This is a genomic window from Commensalibacter communis (assembly GCF_947179105.1).
In the GTDB taxonomy this organism is placed as follows: Bacteria; Pseudomonadota; Alphaproteobacteria; order Acetobacterales; family Acetobacteraceae; genus Commensalibacter; species Commensalibacter communis.
The window spans coordinates 127,705-149,628 of sequence record NZ_CAMXCK010000003.1; the positions used below are offsets into that span (position 1 = coordinate 127,705).

At 38.4% G+C, this 21,924-nt stretch carries 17 protein-coding genes; 8 read left to right on the top strand and 9 right to left on the bottom strand.

Annotation, left to right across the window (positions count from 1 at the left end; translation table 11 throughout):
• Positions 1 to 15: 15 nt before the first annotated feature.
• Positions 16 to 1,152, bottom strand: a complete 1,137-nt coding sequence (locus tag PQG52_RS07215; RefSeq protein ID WP_271828754.1) for an L-dopachrome tautomerase-related protein — start codon at positions 1,150 to 1,152, stop codon at positions 16 to 18.
• Positions 1,153 to 1,356: 204 nt separating this feature from the next.
• Between PQG52_RS07215 and PQG52_RS07220 the strand changes: the two genes are divergently transcribed.
• Positions 1,357 to 3,216, top strand: coding sequence for a tetratricopeptide repeat protein (locus PQG52_RS07220; protein WP_271828755.1), 1,860 nt, complete (start codon positions 1,357 to 1,359; stop codon positions 3,214 to 3,216).
• Positions 3,217 to 3,229: 13 nt separating this feature from the next.
• On the opposite strand, the gene PQG52_RS07225 is transcribed toward PQG52_RS07220, so the two are convergent.
• The 6 genes from PQG52_RS07225 to tsaD form a co-directional block, all read right to left on the bottom strand.
• Entirely contained in the window at positions 3,230 to 6,157 is a 2,928-nt protein-coding gene (locus tag PQG52_RS07225) for a [protein-PII] uridylyltransferase (RefSeq protein ID WP_271828756.1), read from the bottom strand.
• A 72-nt stretch (positions 6,158 to 6,229) separates the two neighbouring features.
• Complete coding sequence (mutS, locus tag PQG52_RS07230; RefSeq protein ID WP_271828757.1) at positions 6,230 to 8,851, bottom strand: DNA mismatch repair protein MutS; 2,622 nt, start codon at positions 8,849 to 8,851, stop codon at positions 6,230 to 6,232.
• A gap of 46 nt (positions 8,852 to 8,897) precedes the next feature.
• On the bottom strand, positions 8,898 to 10,448 hold the full coding sequence (gene murJ / locus PQG52_RS07235; RefSeq protein ID WP_271828759.1) for a murein biosynthesis integral membrane protein MurJ: 1,551 nt from the start codon (positions 10,446 to 10,448) through the stop codon (positions 8,898 to 8,900).
• A 59-nt stretch (positions 10,449 to 10,507) separates the two neighbouring features.
• Positions 10,508 to 10,999 (bottom strand): glutathione peroxidase, encoded by a 492-nt coding sequence (locus PQG52_RS07240; protein WP_271828760.1) that lies wholly within the window; start codon positions 10,997 to 10,999, stop codon positions 10,508 to 10,510.
• A gap of 52 nt (positions 11,000 to 11,051) precedes the next feature.
• On the bottom strand, positions 11,052 to 12,011 hold the full coding sequence (locus tag PQG52_RS07245; protein WP_271828761.1) for an NAD(P)H-dependent glycerol-3-phosphate dehydrogenase: 960 nt from the start codon (positions 12,009 to 12,011) through the stop codon (positions 11,052 to 11,054).
• Positions 12,012 to 12,021: 10 nt separating this feature from the next.
• Complete coding sequence (gene tsaD, locus PQG52_RS07250; RefSeq protein WP_271828762.1) at positions 12,022 to 13,125, bottom strand: tRNA (adenosine(37)-N6)-threonylcarbamoyltransferase complex transferase subunit TsaD; 1,104 nt, start codon at positions 13,123 to 13,125, stop codon at positions 12,022 to 12,024.
• A 56-nt stretch (positions 13,126 to 13,181) separates the two neighbouring features.
• On the opposite strand from tsaD, the gene hemC reads away from it, so the two are divergent.
• Positions 13,182 to 14,255, top strand: a complete 1,074-nt coding sequence (gene hemC / locus PQG52_RS07255) for a hydroxymethylbilane synthase (RefSeq protein WP_271828764.1) — start codon at positions 13,182 to 13,184, stop codon at positions 14,253 to 14,255.
• Positions 14,248 to 14,988 (top strand): uroporphyrinogen-III synthase, encoded by a 741-nt coding sequence (locus PQG52_RS07260; RefSeq protein WP_271828765.1) that lies wholly within the window; start codon positions 14,248 to 14,250, stop codon positions 14,986 to 14,988. The genes hemC and PQG52_RS07260 overlap by 8 nt, the downstream gene beginning before the upstream one ends.
• Before the next feature lie 8 nt (positions 14,989 to 14,996).
• Here PQG52_RS07260 and secB read toward each other — a convergent pair whose 3' ends face one another.
• Entirely contained in the window at positions 14,997 to 15,524 is a 528-nt protein-coding gene (gene secB, locus PQG52_RS07265; protein ID WP_271788500.1) for a protein-export chaperone SecB, read from the bottom strand.
• A gap of 204 nt (positions 15,525 to 15,728) precedes the next feature.
• Here secB and PQG52_RS07270 point away from each other — a divergent pair, with 204 nt between their 5' ends.
• The 5 genes from PQG52_RS07270 (at position 15,729) to PQG52_RS07290 (ending at position 20,775) form a co-directional block, all read left to right on the top strand.
• Positions 15,729 to 16,424: a Tim44/TimA family putative adaptor protein gene (locus PQG52_RS07270; RefSeq protein ID WP_271828766.1), complete on the top strand. Its 696-nt coding sequence runs from the start codon at positions 15,729 to 15,731 to the stop codon at positions 16,422 to 16,424.
• Positions 16,425 to 16,455: 31 nt separating this feature from the next.
• Positions 16,456 to 17,676, top strand: a complete 1,221-nt coding sequence (mltA, locus tag PQG52_RS07275; protein ID WP_271828767.1) for a murein transglycosylase A — start codon at positions 16,456 to 16,458, stop codon at positions 17,674 to 17,676.
• Between the two features lie 12 nt (positions 17,677 to 17,688).
• Positions 17,689 to 18,561 (top strand): DNA-methyltransferase, encoded by an 873-nt coding sequence (locus PQG52_RS07280; protein WP_408869542.1) that lies wholly within the window; start codon positions 17,689 to 17,691, stop codon positions 18,559 to 18,561.
• A gap of 93 nt (positions 18,562 to 18,654) precedes the next feature.
• Positions 18,655 to 20,070 carry a cytochrome c peroxidase gene (locus PQG52_RS07285; protein WP_271828768.1) on the top strand — a complete coding sequence of 472 codons (1,416 nt, stop codon included), beginning with the start codon at positions 18,655 to 18,657 and terminating at the stop codon, positions 20,068 to 20,070.
• Between the two features lie 105 nt (positions 20,071 to 20,175).
• Positions 20,176 to 20,775 (top strand): Smr/MutS family protein, encoded by a 600-nt coding sequence (locus PQG52_RS07290; RefSeq protein WP_271828770.1) that lies wholly within the window; start codon positions 20,176 to 20,178, stop codon positions 20,773 to 20,775.
• A 4-nt stretch (positions 20,776 to 20,779) separates the two neighbouring features.
• Here the strand turns inward: PQG52_RS07290 and PQG52_RS07295 are convergent, their stop codons facing one another.
• The gene (locus tag PQG52_RS07295) at positions 20,780 to 21,853 is read right to left on the bottom strand and encodes a type 2 periplasmic-binding domain-containing protein (RefSeq protein ID WP_271828771.1); all 1,074 of its coding nucleotides are present in this window, start codon (positions 21,851 to 21,853) and stop codon (positions 20,780 to 20,782) included.
• Between the last annotated feature and the right edge of the window lie 71 nt (positions 21,854 to 21,924).

Consider the following 21,924-nt stretch of genomic DNA (forward strand, 5'->3'; position numbering starts at 1 on the left):
ATGATCATTAAATATTTATTTATTTTGTAGTGCAGGTGGGGTTAAACTGTATATTTGTAAAGGCCATTGTACGGTTGAATGGTCTTGTTTATTCAACAGTTTCGTCTGATCGAGTTGTATTGTTGGGATATATAATACATTGTTTTTAGTCACAAATGGATGGGCTGGCCATTTTAATCTTGGGTCGGTAATTAATTTATTTAAAATACGGCCAGTGGTAAAACGATAAACGCTGTTCGTGGCAATATCATCAATATATATGGTACCATCAGGCCCACATACAATCCCACCAGAGGATGGCGTTTTGAACCAAATCATCATCGCTTCATTTAACTCAGCAGGGGAATAGGTAGCGTCTTTGAGGTACATCGTATCGATACGATATAATGGACCACTGACTGCTTGATAATATAAGCGTTTTCCATCTGGAGAAATTGCTAGTTGATTAACATTAAAATGAGATGATTTATCAAGATTAGGTTTGATGATATTGTTATTAGCGATAACTTCTAACCTTGAATAAAGGCTTGGTGAATTCTCTAATAAACGTCTGGCTTTGCCTGTATTGGTATCGAATACAATAATCGCTGGATTACCATTATCGGCAATATAGACATAATGATCGTAAACAGCGATTGCATTTAAAGCGGTTTTTTCTTTGAATGCCGTATCAGGGATAGGATAGGTTTGAAGAACTTGATCTGTTTTTGTATCGATTTTGACAATTTTTGCAGCATTTTTGATCGGCGCAGAGCCGACTTTTGGAATGCCACTATCTAATACCCATAAAATTCCATTAGGGGTTAAGGTCATGCCTGTTAACCCAATAAAATTCTTGCTTGTATCTTGCGTATTAATTGTATTCCATTCTTTATTTGGATACGGAATTAAGGTGTTATCGGACTTTACAATTGCAAGAGAAAATCCTGTTTCATCGGTTAATCGTGGGAATTCAGCAATTAATCGTTCTTTATCATCCACAACGATGTAATCTGGTAAATATCCATTAACTGAGGCGACTTGTTTGAGCGCATCAGATGACAAAAGCGCAGGTTGATCCAACTTTTGTTTTGCATAGGCTAAAGGCGGTGCAACCATTGTCAGTGCCAAGGCAAGAGATACAGAACGGGTAAAAGAGTTTAATAAAATCATAACCGAAATTCTATTCCTGATATAAACATATAATTTATTTATAAGGCAATTTTTTAAAAGATGATAGGGAATATCATAGATAAAAGCTGATATTTTTAAACAGAATAAGCTTTTTAGAATTCATTATTTTGAGTTTATACAAAGCTTTTGTATAGTATTTTGAATATTTAAAAGTAGTTTATGAAATGATTTGGGTTATTTTACATGTTTTACGATCAAAAAATTAGCCGCGGATTATCTTTATTATCCGAAGGAAAGATCCAAGAAGCGGATATAATTTTTTACGATATATTAACAAAAGAACCTAATTTTGCAGATGCTTTATATGGCCGTGCTTGCGTTGCCAGGGCTGTTGGCAATCATGCGCTTGCCATAGGCTTGGCAGGACAGGCCATCGAAAGTAAATCATGTTCTCATTATTATATACCATTAGGACTTTCGTTATATGAACAAGGACATCACGTAGAGGGAGAGGCAGCGTTAAAAAGTTCAATCTTAATAAACCCTTATGATTCCAGGGCTTATCACGCTCTGGCTTTGATTCAAGAAGCAATGGGGAATAAACAACAAGCAGAAATCGCTTTTCGCAAAGCGATAGAGTTACAACCTTCATCACTGACATATTGGAGAGCGTTGGTTCAATTTTATTACCAAGGGGAAGCGTTTGATCAAGCGTTAAATATTGCCAAAGATGCCGTTAAAAATAATCAAGATAAAATAGAATTCTTACATGAGCTCGGTGTGCTTTTAAATCAGATGGGATTGTTAGGCGATGCGGAACGTGTCTTTCGTAAAATAGTTCGTTTAAATTCTAATATTATTTCTGCTTATGCAAATTTAGGCGCTGTTTTGTTTCAACTTAATCGCCTGAAAGAAGCTAAAGATTATTTATTGTATGCATTTGAACGTGAGCCTGAAATCATAGAAACCCAAGTTAATTTAGGGTTGGTACAAATGGGGCTTGGTTTTTTGTTAGAAGCCAAAGTGTTACTACAAGATGTCTATGAAAAAGCCCCAACAGATCCTCGTATCGGATTAAATCTTGGCACTGTTCTTTTTGAGTTACGTGAATTAGACGAGGCGGAAGAACTTTATCACCGTCTGTTAGAACCAAATGCCTCCAATTCTGTAACCGCAGAAGAATATCATAAAATAGAATATAATTTATCGATGGTTTTGTTGGCTAAAGGAAAATTTATCGAGGGATGGCAGCATATGGAGGCTCGCCATTATTTATTAAATCATGTTGTTGATATTGATAAGATTCCAGTATGGAACGGCAAAGCGCATGCTGAAACAATATTAGTTCGAGCAGAGCAAGGCTTGGGCGATACGCTGCAATTTATTCGGTATCTACCCATGCTTTTGCAGCAATATTCTATCGTCATAGAAGTCCCAAAAGAATTGGTGCGTTTGTTAGAGATTGCTATAAGTCTTTGTAAATCAGAACATTCATGTATTGTTATTGAAAAAAATAGTGTTGTACCAGAGAATATTACCCATCAAGTCATGTTGATGAGCTTGCCTTATCTTCTTCAAACTCAAAAGATTCCCCAATATCAATTGTATTTGGAAAATTGCCAAACAGAACCTCTCGCTGACCATCTTAAAATTGGACTTTGTTGGATGGGAAATCGTGGTAATCATTTTGATTTGTTACGTTCGATACCCCTATCAGATTTAACTTCTTTACTTAATATTCCCAATATAGAGTTCTACGCATTACAAAAGGGACTTAAAAAATCAGATTTGCCAAAAGGGTTTACTGGTATTGTACCTCACGGAGATTTGTTAAAAACGGCTCAGTTTATTCAACAACTGGATTTAGTCATTACTGTTGATACTGTTATTGCGCATTTGGCTGGAATATTGGGTAAGCCTGTATGGTTATTAAATCGCTATGGTGGGGATTGGCGTTGGTATCCAGCGTATCAGAATGAAAAAGGATATAGTTCATGGTATCCAACATTACGAGTATATCAACAAAAACAGCCCTTACCTCCAGTTCAAGCATGGAATAACTTGATAGAGGAGGTAAAGGCTGCATTAATTAAGATACGATAAAATCTTTATCGTTTTAAAGTTCTTCTTTCGGTGGTGCAATCTCCATTTGAATAATAGAAGCTGTACTATTGGGTTGAATACCCGTAATATTTTCTTCTATTTCTTCCAACACTTTTAAAATGGCTTCGCGAATGATAGATAAGCGCTTCTTATCCTGTATTTTCAATCCAAAAACGTCTTTGACATAGAAAACATCAACGGCTCTAATACCGTAGGTGGTGATATGTGCAGAACTAATCTGTAGTTTTTGTTTTCTAATCGTTTTTGTCACATCATACAATAATCCGATGCGATCGCGTCCATTCACTTCTATGACTGTGAAACCATTAGAGGCTTGATTATCGATGACCACTCTTGGAGGCACATGAATAGCACGCATGCGACGACCATATAACATGTTACGATTACAATCTTGTAGGCGTTGTTCGATATCAATAGCGCCAGCCAAAGCAGAGGTAATCAGTTCAACCGTTCGTTCAAGACGAAGAGGATCATCAAAAACATCTTGTGCGGCATCTTGTATCCAAAATGTATCCAGTACCATACCGTTGGTTAACGTATGAATACGTGCATCGACAATGGAGGCACCAGCTACAGCCAATGCACCTGAGATTTTTGAAAATAAACCAGGGTGATCTGCTGCATAAACTGTGACTTCGGTTACGCCACGATCAGGTAAAGGATAGGTGCGTATGGTCAATGGAGCCTGCTTATGATGTGCTTCTATAATCATCTGAGCATGACGTATATGTGTATTTTCATCAAAAGATAACCAATAGCTTGCATAGCCTAAATGCATAAAAAAATCGACATCAGTATTGGGAATATTGATAATTGAAAATTGCTTGGTCAAATTATTTTTAACGCGATAAACGCGTGTATCTCGCTCTTGTGTAGCGAGACTGCCTTCTAAAACTTCTGCAACACGATTATAAAGCTCAGTTAACAAGGTGGCTTTCCAAGCATTCCAAACTTTCTTATTAACTGCACGCATATCAGAAATCGTTAACAAAAAGAGCAATCGTAACCGTTCAGGAGATTGAATGGTATCAACCAAATCCAAAATTGTTTTGGGATCATCAATATCTCTTTGAAAAGCAGTATGGCTCAATAACAAATGATGAAGAATTAACCAAGATACTGTATCAGTTTCTTCTGCAGTCATATTAAGGCGAGAACAAATGGACAAAGCCATTTCAGAACCAACTTCGGAATGATCTCCACCTCGACCTTTACCCATATCATGTAGTAAAGTCGCCATGTATAAAGCTCTTTTTGATTGAATTCCTTGTAGTAATTTATGAGCAAATTGCAAATCATCTTGGTAATACCCAGCTTCAAGCATTGCTAGCAATTTGGCGGCTTCGATACTATGTTGATCGACCGTAAAGATATGATAGGAGTCAAATTGCATTTGCCCCACCATACGTCTCCACTCTGGCATTAACTGCCCCAATATACCTGTTTCATTTAAGATATGAAGCCAGTTTGTATTATATTGATCCTCTGGAGGGGGATAGATAATCGTGTTTTTTTCTTCTTGATGATCGTTTTTTTGAAGTAACTTATATCGGGCTTTGGGGGATAAAAACGTTGGTGTATCACATAATAAATCAAGAAATATGTTAGAAGCCTCTGCATTTCCACGTAATTGAGCTGCTTTACGTTCCCACCGAATTAGTTGATGAACAGCCAGTGGGTGTATGGCGCGTTTTTGTGTTTGTGCCAGTTTTAACAAACGCATCATTTCAATTGGGTTTTTTTCAAAAGAAATATGTGCTGTTGGTAGTATTTTACCTTCTAATAAAGTGCATCCAGTATGTGGAATAAATTTGCCATGTTCAAATTTATTCAATGTTGTTTTTTGTGTATATAAAGTTAATGCAGATTCAATGACGTAAGTTAGACGCATGACTTCTCTAGCGGTTAGGAAATAATGACGCATAAAACGTTCAACACCCACTTGCTGTCCATGCTTGGTATAGCCTATACGCCCACCGACAACGGGTTGCATATCAAAGGTTAAGCGGTCTTCTGCTCTGCCTGAAATATAGTGTAGCTGGAATCTGACCGTCCATATAAAGTTGTGAGCCCGACTAAGACGATGAATTTCTTGATCTGTTAATAAACCTAATTCACAATTTTTTGGAGTAAGAAAGTCTAAGAACTGATCAAATCCTAAGGTGAAACGATATTCCCAATAAATTGTTTGTAAATCTCGTAAACCCCCTTTACCTTCTTTTATATTCGGTTCGACTAAATAGGGCGTTTCACCAAATTTTTTATGGCGATTTTCTCGCTCTTTACTTTTCTCTAGAATATAACGTGCACCACCGATTTCTTCGCATAAATTGACGAAATTGGTTGTAAAGTAATCAAATAGCTTTTGATTTCCTCTTAACAGTCTGGCATCTAATAAAGCCGTTAAAATTGTTACATCATCTTTTGCGGCAGTTAAACATTGTGTAACAGAGCGTATTGCATGACCGATTTTTATCCCCAAATCCCACAAAAAATATAAATGTTGTTCAATGGTTTTTAAAAGTTCTTTGGATGGATTTTCAGGTGTAATAAATAATAAATCAAGGTCACTGAAAGGGGCGAGGCATTTTCGACCATAGCCACCAGTTGCTACAAATGCAATTTTATTTTTGTCATCATCAGATTTTAAAGATTGATGATAAATCAGGTCGAATAACACAACCATCAATCCATCTGTATATGCGGTCAGTTGCGTGCTGGCTTGTAACCCTGATAGTCTATTTTTTTCAAAATTAGTACGAACCTGCGTTTGAATACGACCCAAGTGGCGACGAAAAATTTGTAATAATTCATCTCTTGATAAATTTGGATTATCACGAAATGCGACGCGTATTTGTTCGCGAAACATTTCGGTTGCTTGAGTAGGGTCAGAAGATATATCAGTGACAGGGTGCTTCAATTTTTTTAAACCTGTTAGCAAAATTAATAAAATATTAATAAATAGATATGAATAATATTTAAGCAGATATATTTATTTATCAATAAGCTTTTTTAGCTCATAAAGAATATTTAGTGATTTATTTGGTGTTAATTCATCAGGATCGATCGTTTTTAGAATTTTTTCGATTTCTTTGTATTCTTTTGGCAATGAATATGTGTCTTTGACCCCTTCAATAATCGGAGCAGGTAAGGGCAGGGTGATTTGCGGATTACGATATTGCTTTTCTAAATTTGCTAATAGATGTCGCGCTCGCTGCAAAGTGGGTAAGGGAACCCCCGCAAGTTGTGCAACATGGATACCCCAACTATGTTCAGCGGCCCCGGGAATGACTTCATATTGAAAGATGATGCTATTTTCCCATTCTTGGACTTTCATGGTAAAAGGTTTGCATGATTGTAGATGTTGGGTGGATTCTACCAATTCATGAAAGTGGGTTGCGAAAATGGTGCGACATTGGATGGTATTATGTAACGTTTCCAGCATTGCCCACGCAATTGCCATTCCGTCCAACGTCGAGGTACCTCGACCAATTTCATCAATGACAACCAAAGACTTTGGTCCAGCTTGATTTAGAATAGAGGCTGCTTCGGTCATTTCAACCATAAATGTTGATCGACCATGTGCCAAATCATCAGAAGCCCCAACTCGGGAAAATAGATGATCGACGATACCGATTTTTGCCTCGCTGGCTGGAACTGGCAATCCCGCTTGTGCAAGAATAACGCTTAGAGCCACTTGTCTCAAAAATGTTGACTTCCCAGCCATATTTGGTCCTGTTAAAAGCATAATCTTTTTATTATGGGATAAATCACAAGAATTCGGCGTAAAAATTGCTTTTTGTTGCATGGCGGCTTCTACAATAGGATGACGACAATTGGTTAATATGAAATCTGTGTCATCGCTAAGTGTTGGAATACACCAATTATGTTTAGAATATAAAACAGCACAAGATTGTAATACATCGATCATCGCAATAGATTTGGCCAGCAAAGGCAATGTTTTTTCTTGTAATGCTTGTTCGATTAGCTCCAAGAAAAGTTGCCTTTCTTTTTCAGCAGCAAGGATATTGGCCTCTAATATTTTTTCACTTAGCTCATTGAGCTCGACAGTTGTAAAACGTGAAAGATTGGCTGTTCCTTGCCGTAGAATAAGATCAGGATGATCGCGGAGCTTTGTGCCGGAAGTCGCACTAACTTCTATAATATGACCTAGCTGTGTGTGATGTTTGATCTTTAGCGTGCTGACATTAAATTTACTTCTATAGTCTTCTTGTAAACCAACAATTACTTGGCGACTATTATCCCTCAGGCGACGATAAGCATCTAGCTCATCATTATATCCAGCTTTGATGATAAAGCCTTCTTCAAGTTTTAAAGGGGGATTTTCTTCTAATGCAGCACGAAGTGCTTGTAATAGTTCTTCACCATATAAAAAATATTCGGATATATTTTGAATAATTGAACAATTACGTCCTGTTTCCTCTTTGAAGGAGGTCAGAATATTGGCAATGTTTCGTCCAATTTCTAATCCATTCCGAATAGAGGCTAAGTCTCTGGGCTGACCTCTGCCCAATGATAATCGACTGAGAGACCGTGCAATATCTGGGGCGCCTTTTAACACTTTGCGTAATTCTGTCAATAATGTGGCATCTTGATGCAGATAACTCCAGCCTTCTTGTCTTTTACGAATAAGCTCAATCTGGGTCAAAGGAGCAGAAAGCCAACTGGCCAGCATGCGTGCTCCAGAAGCCGTTATTGTATGAGAAACACTTGAAAAAAGAGTGAATTTTTGATCGCCATTACTATTTTGTAAAATATCCAAGCTATTTCGTGTTGCTGGATCAATGGCTAAAATCGTCTCATATTGCTGGGACTGAGGACGTGCAAGTTGAGGTATTTTTCCTGCTTGAGTTTTTTGTATATAATGAACCAGCTCATACCCAGCGATAATTTCTTCGTCATTAAAATTACCAAAAGCATCCAATGTATTGACGTTAAAAAGCTCGGAAAGCTCCTTTTGGGCAGTCTTAAGGGTATGTGTTTCACGAAGATCAGTGCGTATATTCTCATAGTCTTTTAATAGAATGTCTTTAGAGCACAAAATTTCCGAAGGATTAACACGTCCTAATAGATCGTTTAATTTTATTTTATCAATAAAGCTCGTTTCGAAAATACCCGTTGAGATATCAATCCATGCCACCCCTAATTTGGATGTTTTATTTTTTAATTGAGGAATAATGGATAAAACATAATTTGCTTGACCAGCATGTAACAACTCATCTTCGGTCAATGTTCCAGGTGTTATAAGTCGAACAATGGCGCGCGATAACGGGCCTTTTTGACCCTTTGGTCTATCGGTGGGGCTTTCAGTTTGCTCGGCAATTGCAACCTTAAACCCTTTTTTGATTAAACGAGATAAATAATTAGGCGCTGTTCCAACAGGTACACCACACATAGGAATAGGATTTCCCCCGTGATTTCCCCGAGAGGTTAAGGCAATATCAAGAGCATTGGCAGCAGCCTCAGCATCCTTAAAAAATAACTCAAAAAAATCCCCCATGCGAAAAAAAAGTAATGCATCGGGATACCAGTTTTTTAATGAAAACCATTGTGCCATTACTGGGGTGGCACCCTCGGGTGATGGGATTGTCATTCTCACTCGTTTAGTTCAGTCGTCGATTGTTAATACAATTGAAATATTATTTTAATATCTTCTTTTTAAGCCTAATTGAAAATTGTCGTAAGTCAATGACTTTGAACAAATGCAATGTCATACCATATAGCAATCCACCAATTGAAATTAACAATATTACCGAAAATAGACGATATAAGATATTTTGTTCTGGTAAATTAATAAAAAATAGATGTGTTATTGCTATCAGAATGAAACACATCATTAAGGATGCCCCCGTCATTGCTACGATTCGTTTTATCAAAGGAATGGGTACAGATAAAGCCTCTCTTTTATACAATATCACCGCCAGTATAATCACGTTGACGATAGCGGCCATACTGTTAGCAAGGGGCGGTCCCATATAGGTGAGGGGTTTCATGAAAATAAGGTTTAGAATTAGATTCAAAAAGATCGTAAATACGCCAATTTTAACTGGGGTCGATGTATCGCCTCTGGCAAAGAAACCTGGTGATAACACTTTGATTAACACAAAGGCAGGTAATCCGATGGTATACATTTGCAAAGAGAGAGCAGAAGCATAAACATCTTTGACAGTAAATGCCCCATGACCAAAAAGCGTTGAAATGACGGGTACAGCGATACTAAATAATCCAAATGCAGCAGGTAACGTTAAAAGCAGACTATAATCGATTGCTTTGTTTTGCGCATCAAAAGCTGCATTTGGATCTTTATTTTGCAATGCTTTTGTTAAAATAGGTAAAAGCGTTGTTCCAGCTGCTGCCCCCAGCACCCCAAGAGGAAGCTGATTAATACGATCCGCAAAATACATGACTGATACGCTGCCAGTGGGTAATAAGGTTGCAATAATTGTGCTGATGGTTAAATTAATCTGTGTGATACCGCTTCCAACAATACCAGGAGCCATTTTTCGGAATAGGTGCCGAATATCTTCGGTTAATTTCGGAATGCATAATTTGATTCGCATCCCTGCGTTTCTGGCTGCAAATAATAAAATGCCCAGCTGCACAAATCCTGACAAAGTCACCCCCCACGCAGCAGCCCATGCTGCATTTGGCATAAAGGGGGTTAACCATAATAATGCTGCAATTCCAACGATATTAAAGCTTACATAAGCTGCGGCTGCAATACCAAAACGATGAAGACTATTTAAAACTCCAGCTACCAAGGCTGCGGCGCAAATTAATATCATATAGGGAAACGTAATACGGCTTAAAGCTACCGCTTCATCATAACGCGTTTTATCAACAGTAAAACCAGGGGCAATGATCCTTACAATCTGAGGCATAAAGATTTCTGCTAAAATTGTAATGATAAATAAAATTGTAATTAAAACGCTAAAGGATTCATTGGCAAACCGTTGTGCTTCTTTCTGGTTTTTATTGGTGAGCGCCATGGTAAACAAAGGCACAAATGCTGCGTTAAAAGCACCTTCACCAAAAAGATTGCGAAACATATTGGGTAAGCGAAAAGCAACTTGATATGCATCTTGCAGAGAGCCGGCCCCTAAAAAAGCAGCAAGTAGTTGGTCTCTGACCAAACCGAGTAGGCGGCTGATCATTGTCCAGCTGCCTACGGTTAAAATATTTTTTAACATTCTTATCCTAAAAAATAAAATGCATATAGCAGAGTAATTTTGTCGCTTATCACTCTATTTTAAAAATCGTAACAAGTTCTTTCAATCGCATTAATAAAACGTTTAGAGGAAGGACTGGTCATACTGGAAAAGGATTTATATAACTTTCCTTGACGATTTAAAATATATTTATAAAAATTCCATCTTGGCTGCCCTAAAAATCCCCCTTGTTTAGATAACCATTTAAACAAAGGAATGGCGTTTTTCCCTTTTACATGGCTTTTTTGGGCCAAAATAAAGCCAATATTGTAGCGGTTATTACAAAAATCTTGAATTTCTTCATCTTTCTCAAACTCTTGTTTTCCGAAATCAGCTGATGGAATACCAATAATCGTTAATCCCCATTTGCGATATAACATCCACAAATCTTGCAAACTCTCATATTGTGGTGTGAATTTACAGTGGGAAGCGGTGTTTACAATTAACAAAGGCTTACCACGATAGTCGTTTAAATCAATCGTTTTTCCTGATTGTATGGGAAGGCTAAAATCATAAACGGTTTGTTCAGGCATTTTGATTCCTTGGTAAATCAATTATTGTTAATCAGTCTAGTATAAATAGATTTTATTCATTGCCTAGAGGTCTAGACATTAAAATATTTTGTGCAGTTTGGATGGTAATTTCTTCGTTTAAAATATGGGTAATGGCTTCGATAATCGGTGTATTAACATGATGTTGTGTTGCCCGTTGAAGAATAGCTGGTGCCGTCGTAACGCCTTCTGTAACGGTTGTGCGTTGTGCCAGTATATCTTTTAATTTTTTTCCTTGCCCCAGTTCAAAGCCCAAGGAATAATTCCTTGATCCTTGTCCTGTGCAAGTTAAAATCATATCCCCAACACCTGCCAGTCCTGATAGGGTCATGGGATCACCACCAAGCCCTGCACTAAGCCGTGAAAGCTCTGCGATTCCACGGGTAATAATCGATGCTCTGGCATTTTCGCCAAGCCCAGCGCCCATTGCTATGCCAGCTGCAATCGCAAAAACATTTTTTGCGGCACCACCAATTTCCACACCAATAGGATCTGTATTGGCATAAAGACGAAAGGTAGAAGTCGATAGTTTATTGGCTAGTTCTTGTGCGAGTTTTGGATTTTTAGAAGCTATGACACTGGCGGTAGGATAACTTTTGGCGACTTCGTGGGCAAAATTAGGACCTGACAAAGCACCATGCTCTCGCTTTGGATAAATTTCCTCAAGTATTTCAAGAGGGAATTTCAGGCTGGTTGTTTCGACACCTTTGCAGCACGCAATAAGCGGGGCAGTGGGTGGCATATAAGGCAAAATAGAACGCATATATTGTAATGGAACTGCCAAAAATACAATATCGGCCTTTGTCGGGAATTGATTGCTGACGGTAATGGTCTCAGGAATAGAAACACAATCAAGGCGCGACAAAGTATGCGTGGTTGGATTGGGTAATTCTTTGCGGCTCCATAAATAAACATTGGCACCCGTTCTGGCCATTTGTAGGGAAAGTGCAATTCCCCAAGCGCCAGCACCAATTACAGCAATATTTATGGGCATTACTTATCCTTTAATGTTTAAATCGTTCTGACATCTCAGATAAAGGCCAACGAGGGCGCGGTAATAGTGAGATATCATCAATGAGTTTATTGGTATTGGAGGCTTGATGCAATATTTCAATGGCTGCCCAACCAATCATAACTGCGTTATCTGTACAATATTTCATGGGCGGGGCAATAAATGGTAACTTATATTGTTCTGCCAGTGCAAGCAGACGCTTTCTAAGATATTGATTGGCTGCAACCCCACCTGCGGTGGCTAATAATGTAGTATCTGGTACCATTTTGATCGCATTTTCTAAACGATTAATAATTGCAGTTGTGATGGCTTTTTGAAAACTTGCTGCAATATCGGCGGCTAATTGCCTTGGCAAAGTATCTGTATTCTCATAACCCGTCAGCAAGTTAGCTACGGCAGTTTTTAAACCAGAAAAAGAGAAGTCACAACCAGGTCTGCCATATAAAGGACGTGGTAATGAAAACGCATTTTCATCACCTTCTTTGGCTAACGCTTCGAGGGCAGGCCCGCCAGGCCAAGAAAGCCCCAACATTTTTGCAACTTTATCAAATGCTTCACCAGCAGCATCATCAATGGTTCCACCAAGGCGTTGATATTCACCGATATTCGTTACGTGAATACATTGGCAATGCCCACCAGAGGTTAAGAACAAAAGATATGGAAATTGAACTTGCACAGAAGAAATATTCGGGATTCGAACAGTCAGGGCGTGGGCTTCAATGTGATTAATACCAATGAAGGGTAGATTTTGCGCCAAAGCTAATCCTTTGGCAAAGCTGCTGCCTACGATGACTCCGCCAATTAATCCAGGGCCGCATGTTGCAGCGATCGCATCAATTTCTGACCAGTTAATTTGTGCTTGCGTTATGGTCTTTTTCACTAATGTTGATAAATGAGAAAGATGAGCCCGAGCAGCAATTTCTGGTACAACACCGCCAAATTCAATATGTTCTTTTTGAGAGTAAATTTGTTCGGCAAACACGGTGCCATCAGACTGCACCAAAGCACATGCTGTGTCGTCACATGATGATTCTATCGATAGAATTGTCAGGTTCTTATTTGTTTTTATCTTACTTTGGTGTATGGATGGCATCATAATGCATTTCTTTAGTTAATTATTAGTCACGATCAAAGAATAAAGTTTATCTTACAATGAGCACGGATACAGTATTACATATTTCTTCTAACTCTGCTTTGCAAGAAGTTGCAGCAAAAGCGTCGAACAAAGGGTTACAGGATCATCATGATGCTTATAAAAGAAAGGGGCTGCCGTTGAGGGTAGGGACAAGAGGCTCTCCACTCGCACTTGTTCAGACTCGTAATTTCTTGACAAGATTAACGCAATTTTGTCCATTATTACGTGAATTGGGTGCGTTTCAAGAATTTCAAATTAAAACCTCTGGCGATAGAATCCAAGATCGACGGTTGGCCGATATCGGTGGTAAAGGATTATTTTCTAAAGAAATTCATGAACAATTAAGCGCTGGTAATATTGATTTTGCTGTTCATAGTTTAAAAGATTTGGAAACGACCCTACCTGATGGATTGGTATTGGCTTGCACATTAAAACGTCAAGATGCAAGGGATGCATTGATTGTAAATGCAAAATATCGCCCTGTAGACGCGGATTATCCTTTTGATTGCTTGCCCCAAGGTGCCAAAATTGGGACGTCTTCGGTTCGCAGGCAAGCTCAATTATTACACGTTCGTCCAGATTTAGAAATTGCTTTGCTTAGAGGCAATGTGCAATCTCGTTTAGATCAAGTGGCGGCCAATAAATATGATGCAACCTTCTTAGCTGCAGCAGGGTTGCAACGCTTGGGAATGGAAGATCGGATTGATGTTCTCTTAGACCCCTCGGTCATGGTGCCAGCAGCCGGTCAAGGCATTGTCGGTGTTACTGTGCGCGAGGCAGATGTTGAGCTTAGGGAAATGTTGTCGGCGATTGAAGATAAAGAAGCAAAAGCGGTTGCAACCGCAGAGCGTGCTTTGTTGGCAGAATTAGATGGTTCTTGTCGCACGCCGATTGGTGGGTATGCTCAATTAATGCCTGTAGTGGCAGGCGGAGAGCCTGAATTGCATTTAGTAGGCTTGGTTGCCAGCGAAGATGGCACCTTCTTGTTAAAGAAAGAAATCAGTGGTTTACCTGCTGATGCAGAATTATTAGGGCGAGAACTGGGAAAAGAACTACGTAAAGACAGTCCTGCTGATATTTTTAATGAGTAAAAAAAATAAACCGTATCTCGTCATTACAAGGCCTGAACCTGGATTAAGTGAAACTGCTCAAAAAGTTGCTCAATTAGGGTGGCAACCATTATTGATGCCTGTAATGACAATACATTCATTGCCTTTTGAATATTCAGATATGGACGGTTTACAGGCGATTATTTTTACTAGCCGTCAAGCGATCATTCCAACGATACAACACTTCATAAAACAACACATTACCTTTCAACATATTCCAGCGTTCACCGTGGGTGATATTACTGCACAGGATGCTAAACAAGCAGGGTTTGTTCATGTCATCAGTGCAGGGAAAGATGCTGTTACCTTGGCTGAATTAATCACTAGGCAATTATCGCCAGATAAAGGAAAATTGTTTTTTCCTTCGGCTTTGGAACAAGGGCAATTATTGGTTGAATTGGTGCAACAATCAGGATTTAATATCGTCCAACGCGCTGCTTATAAAACTGAGTCTATATTAAAATTGCCAGATGAATTTACATCACAATTACAAGCAAAAGCTATTAATAGTATCTTGTTCTTCTCGTCCGAAACGGCTCGTTTTTTTGTTGAATTAGTTCCAACAGAGTTGCAACATTATTTTCAATCAATCCAAGCTATTGGAATAAGCCCTAAGGCAAAAAAATATTTAGAACATATGTCATGGCGTTCTATTGAGATTGCCGCTCATCCCAATACAGAAGAAATGCTCTGTTTATTAAAAGAGCATTTCTAGTTTTTTTATTAAGCGTGACCAGCTTCAGTTTGTGTTTGTGCAGCTTGTTGTGCTTGTTTATTTTGCCATAAAGATACAAAATCAATAGGTTGTAAAATAACAGGTGGGAAACCACCATCTCTGGTTACATCGCCGATAATATTCCGTGCATACGGAAAAATAAGACGAGGAACTTCTACTAATAAAATAGGTTCAATGAGTTCTTCTGGTGGATTATTCAAAGAAACAACGGCACAATAAACCAGCTCAGTCACAAATACAATGCGGGGTTGTGTTTGATCTTCTCTTGGAGATTCTGTTGCTTCAACTTTTAGTGTTAAGCTAACTTCATAAACATTTTCTTCACTAAGACGATTTGCATTGGCATCAATGGCAACAGAGATTTGAGGGGCATCTTCTAATGTTGCGAAAATAGATGCACCATGAGGAACCTCAAAAGATAAATCTTTTGTAAATTGTATATTTAGTGTTAATGGAAGAGGAGGCGGAGCTTCTTCTAAATGAGCATCAGAAAGATTATTCATTGTATCAGACATAATGAGCCTTTAAATTAAATATTCGTTTGTTCAAAAAATAGTTTATTAAAGCAATTATATCATGATTTTTGAAAATGATAAAATTAAAGTAAATATTTTTTGTAATGTGACAAAATATAAATATATTGTAGTATAGATCATGGTTTAACATTTCTTTTTTATTAAGAATTTTATTAGGTTAACAGGTTTAAAATGGGTTTTTCGATGGCTAATTTTCCAATAGATATCGTAATTTTTGCTTTGCTGGCAGGATTTTTAATTCTGCGTTTGCGTAGTGTTTTGGGGAAAAAGACAGGTTTTAACAAAGAGGATCGGGTTGTGTCCCCTTCCAACAGTGCTGTTAATCGGTCACAGATTATCAATAATAATCAAGATAAACCTGTTGAGCCTGTTAAACCAAAGGTGGAAATCAATATTCCTGCCCCCGATACAGAAGCGGGACAAATGTTAAACAGAATTTCACAGCTGGATTCCTCTTTCGTCACTCAAAAATTTGTTGAAGGTTCCGAAGTCGTCTTTCGTAAAGTGTTAACTGCTTTTGCCAATGAGGATTTAGCCGTTTTAAAGTCAACGTTAGTACCTGATGCTTATCATGCTTTTGAATCGGCCATTATTGCACGGAAAAATTTACAAGAAAAACTAACTATTGAGATTAGATCTATTCATTCTATTACACTGACCAAAGTGCAATTGATAGAGGATGAATCTATTAAACGCGCTACCATCGAAGTGCAGTTTATTTCCAATCAAATCAATTGTACATTCGACAAGAATAGTAATCCTATCATAGGAACAGAATCGATAACTGAATTTATTGATTCTTGGACATTTGAACGTTTATTAGGAACTGGAAACCAAGGAATTTCTTGGCGTTTAAAATCCGCACGCAGTGGCAAATAATCTTCATTATGAAAGTATTTATAGGGATATTATGAAGTCTGTTCTTCGTTATTTTACTATTTTATTGGCAGGTGGTCTTGCGGCTTGTGTTCAAACTCAAGAAAATCTTTCTGAATTTTATCCTGTTTCATACCAGAATTTGTCAGGTTGGGACAAAGAGAATTACGGTCAGTTACTGACTCTATTTCGTCAAAACTGTCAGTATTTAGAGAAATTGCCCCCAAATAGACATTTAGGGGGTGTTCAGGGTTTGTTTGGTGGCCAAGCGCAAGACTGGTTGCAATCCTGTAATGCCGCTAATGCTGTGAATGTTGCCGATCCTGCTCGAGCAAAACAGTTTTTTGAAACATGGTTACAGCCATATCAATATACGATCAATGGCACGACGGGCAAAGTTACGGGATATTATGAGCCCGATGTTGAAGGGTCAACAGTGCGCACGGATGTTTATAAAGTGCCTGTTTATGGGAAGCCTAGAGATTTGATCGCCAGAAAAAATACAGATGGTCAAATTGAATATGGCTTTATACAGGGTGGCTTGTTTGTGCCATATTACACCCGTGCGCAAATCGATCAAGGTGCTTTAAGTGGTAAAGGGCTAGAGATTGCTTGGGTAAAAGGTCCTATTGATTTGTTCTTTATGCAGATCCAAGGATCAGGAAGAATTGTATTACCAGACGGTCAAATTTTGCGTTTAGGCTATGCTGGTAAAAATGGCCAACCGTATACGGCATTAGGTCGGTTAATGATTGACCAAGGGTTAATGGATTCCCAATCAATCAATATGTTTTCAGTAAGGGCGTGGTTACATAGTCATCCTGAACAAGCTGTATCCTTAATGGAACAAAATAAAAATTATGTTTTCTTTCGCCGCTTAACCGATCAAAATCATGATACTGGACCCATTGGAACATTGGGCGCTCCACTAACTGCGGGACGTTCTGTTGCTGTTGATAAGCAATGGATTCCCCTAGGGGTGCCTTTATGGCTTGAAACGACAATGCCAAGCCCCGCTCAAAACCAGACAGATAGTTTGGTTAGATATCCATGGAAGCGCATGGTTTTTGCGCAAGACGTTGGTGGGGGCGTCACGGGAATGAGTCGAGTTGATTTATTCACGGGATGGGGGGCTCAAGCGGGATGGTATGCTGGGTTGATGAACGAGGAAGGAAAAGTTTTCATATTGTTACCGCGTCGTTCGGAACAACAATCTTTGCCTATCACAACGACCCAGCAACCTTCTGCCCAATGATAAGGATCTAGGGTGTCTCCTAAGAAAAATAAAAAAAATGACATCTTGGTCGAGGAGGAAACTTCTCGACCTTATAGTTTTAAGGTCGGTAACCATACATTAGTTCGTGGTGATTGTTTATCTGTTTTGCAAAAAATGGATGATGAGTCCGTTGATGTATTTATCACTTCTCCGCCTTACAATCTTGGAATTGCTTATAGTGCTTATAAGGACAAAAAAGAAGAAATAGAATATTTAGACTGGCTTGAAACGATTTGTATTGAGATCAAAAGGATCATGAAAAGAGATGGTTCATTTTTCTTGAATATCGCAGGATCATCCTCGTACCCGTGGTTGCCGTTTGAGTTAATGACCAGACTTAGACAACATTTCTATTTACAAAATCATATTGAATGGATCAAATCGATTTCGATTGGTGATGATAGTCATGGGCATTTCAAGCCTGTGGTCAGTAATCGTTTCTTGCATCGTAACCACGAATATTTATTTCATCTGACCAAAACGGGCAAAGTTCCTCTGCAACGTTTGAATGTCGGTGTTCCTTATAAAGATAAGACCAATATTAAGCGTAGAGCCCATAGTCACGATCTGCGATGCCGAGGGGATGTTTGGTTTATTCCTTATAATACAGTTCGAAGAAGATCTGAGAAATTTAATCATCCTGGCACCTTTCCAGAGGCCTTACCTGAAATGTGTTTAAAATTACACGGTGTTTCAAAGCCAGTGGTGGTTGATCCTTTTATGGGAACGGGAACAACATTGTTGGCAACCCATAGAGTGGGCGGGCGAGCAATAGGTATTGATATTGATAAAAACTATGTCAAAATTGCCAAGGAGAGAGTAAAAATGTTACACTCAGAAGGTGAACGTCGTTCAAAGTTATAAAATGAATAGGTTTTTACAATTGCTTTTGATAGTATCCCGACCAATTGATTTATTTAAATGAATAAGTTTTAGATATTAGTTAGAAAGCGGATTATGAAGAAACTGATCTTAGCCATTATTGTCCTTGGGGCAGTGGTATATGGTGGAACCGTTTGGTATTTGAATGGGTTTGATCATAAAACCGCCCCTAAATTGGCGGAAAACTCTCCTTCGCGTAAAGATGCTGTGGCAATAGCTGCTTTTGATGTGTTAACAGAAGCACGTTGTGATTATTGTCACTCTGAAAAGGTAGCATTGCCTTTTTACTTTAAATTGCCTGTTGCCAGCAGTTTGATGGAAAAAGACCGTCTAAAAGGGCTTAAAAATTTCCGTATGGAACCAGTGATTGCTGCTCTGGAAGAAGGTAAACCTGTTGGATTGGTTGCGTTATCTCGAATAGAGTTCGTGATGCAACGTAACTTAATGCCTCCTTCACTATATTTGTTGATGCATTGGCATTCTCGCCTTTCAGAACAACAACGTGATGATGTCATTAAATGGGTTCAACAAGAACGTAAAAAATACTATGCTACCCAAGGTGTTGCAGAGCGCTTTGCTGGCGAACCTGTACAGCCTATTCCAGAATCTTTGCCCGTTGATCAAAAAATGGTTGCCTTGGGTAAAAAGCTATTTTTCGAAAAAAGATTATCTGGTGATAACACTTCGAATTGTGCTTCTTGTCATGATCTCCAAAAAGGTGGTGTTGACGGATTGGTAACTGCTACGGGTATTTATGGACAAAAAGGTCCAATTAATGTTCCAACAGTTTATAACGCTGTCTTTAATCACAGTCAGTTCTGGGATGGTCGTGCGGTTGACCTAGAAGATCAAGCCGGCGGTCCAGTGATGAATCCATTAGAAATGGGATCAAAAACTTGGGAAGATGTTGCGACGAAATTACGTCAAGAACCTTCTTATGAAAAAGACTTTACAGAAGTATTTGGCAGCCCAACAATCGATAAAAAAACCATCACCGATGCCATTGGTGCATATGAAAAAACATTAATTACGCCTGACAGTCCTTTTGATATGTATCTAAAAGGTGTTGATGGTGCGATTAATGCCCAAGAAAAACGTGGTTATCAGTTGTTTAAAGAAAATGGTTGTGCAAGTTGTCATAACGGTGTTGCCCTGGGTGGTGCAGCTTATGAAGAACTTGGACTACAGAGTGATTATTTCATAGACCGTGGCGATAAATCGACGGATGCTGATATGGGCCGTTTCAATTTTACCCATCAAGAATCAGATAGACACAGATTTAAAGTGCCTTTGTTGCGTAATATTGCGCTGACGGGACCTTATTTCCATGATGGTAGCGTTAAAACGCTTCAAGAAGCTGTGGAAAAAATGTTGAAATATCAAACTCCTTATCATAAATTATCAGATCAAGAGGTTAGTGATATTGTTGCTTTCTTAAAAACATTGACGGGTAAATATCAAGGTCAATCTATCGATAAGCTGGCACCATAATCAATAAAGATTATTGAGAATCTTTTGACCTTTCACTGGTTTTCTGGTGAAAGGTTTTTTATTGTATATATAGTAGGTTAAATCATTTCATTAAAGGTTGGTAAATTGGCAAGAGGACGACAATTAAATAAAGAAGAGCAATCTTTATGGGATAATTTTGCCAATCGGATCAAAGGGATCCGTCAAGATAAACAACGTGAGTTGCCTGTGTTAAAGGTCGCTTATGATGAACGACCTGATAATCACAAGAAATTATTAGCAAACTCATCGCGGTCACAGAGACTGGTTCAAACAGAAAGTTTTATTCAATATTATAAACTTTTTAAGAAAAAACAGGAACAACCAACCGAACAAAAATCTTTTATCAATATTGGGGAAAAACAAGCAGGTTTAGATACAAATACGTGGAAGAAATTACATAAAGGTCAAATGCAACCTGAAAAGATTTTGGACTTGCATGGATATACAGCACAGCGCGCTTTTTTTGTATTAGAAGAATTCTTGATTCGATCACAGCGAAGTAATATTCGGTGTGTAGAAATTATTACTGGGATCGGAACAGGATATAAAGAGGGTGGAATTCTTAAAAGAGAGCTCCCTTATTGGTTAAATCGCCCCGTAATACAATCTTTGATCTTAGGGACGACTTATCCTGCACAATGGAATGGTGGCGCAGTTAGAATTTTATTGAAACGCAATCGTTAAATTTTCAATTATTTGACCATTTTGTAAATTTGGCATTCAGCCATCGTTGTAACGCCATCGTTGTAATTAGTTGAGGACACATTCTACTGATGGTATCAATACAAGCTGAATTCTCTTGAAAGATTACATTATTTTTTTTAGCCAAATCAACTATTCGCTCGTTTTTCAAGAGTTTACTGGTATTCAACCGCCATTTTGCTACAAGTGCAGAGGGGGTGAGCATTGGCAGCATAATAGAAACATTCATTCTGGATGCAAGTGCAAGTGCATTCCATGCTTCAAATAAAGTATTTCCAGTTTTATAATGGGGCAATTGACTATATAGATCACTAAATTTGGGCCCAAAAGTTGTGGTATTATCAAGTGAAAAAAAAGTATGTAGACCATCCTTGAGTAAGCTCGGTAAAGCAGCAAATGCCTCCGGAGTGCTTAGTTGTATGACATCAACATCTCCTTTTTTTAATGCTTGAACTGCCGTGGAAAAATCAGTCAATCCTTCAACAGGAATAGTAGTAATTTTCAGAAGCTCAATTCCAAGAAGTGTCGGTAATTCCTTGCCTATGATAGAAGATACAGCTATTTTCATCGATCTGTTTTTAAGGAGATCAGGAATAGAATTATGAAAAGGTTGACGAGCAATTGTAATCGAGGGAGACAGGCTGCTTAATATAGGAATCCATCTTTCACAATCGTAATGCACACGTTTATCCCCTGACATAGAGGCGATAAATGGGTTGCCAGAAGTCAATAATGCAGTATTGCCGTCTGGAACTATTCTTGTGTCGAACAGATTTGCCCCAGTTATCCCATCATATCCTGATGTATAACGTAAAGGGACAGGGGCATTATCTTGTAAGCTTGACGTAAACACAGAGGAAAATTGTGATGCCCATTCTCCTACATCACTCTTCTCTGATCCTCCTACGATAAAGGAAAAACTATTATTGCTTTTGGATGTTTGTAAAGCACCCATAGGCATAACTTCATTGGCATTTGCTTGTAATGCCGTTGTTGTTAGACTGGCTCCTGCAAGAGAGAGGATACGAAAAAATTGACGTTTGGTTACCGATAAAGGCATTTCGTGTATTATTTCTTGTTTTTGTATATGTATAAAAGAGAAGAGGCTATTATTATGAAAGATTTTAACGC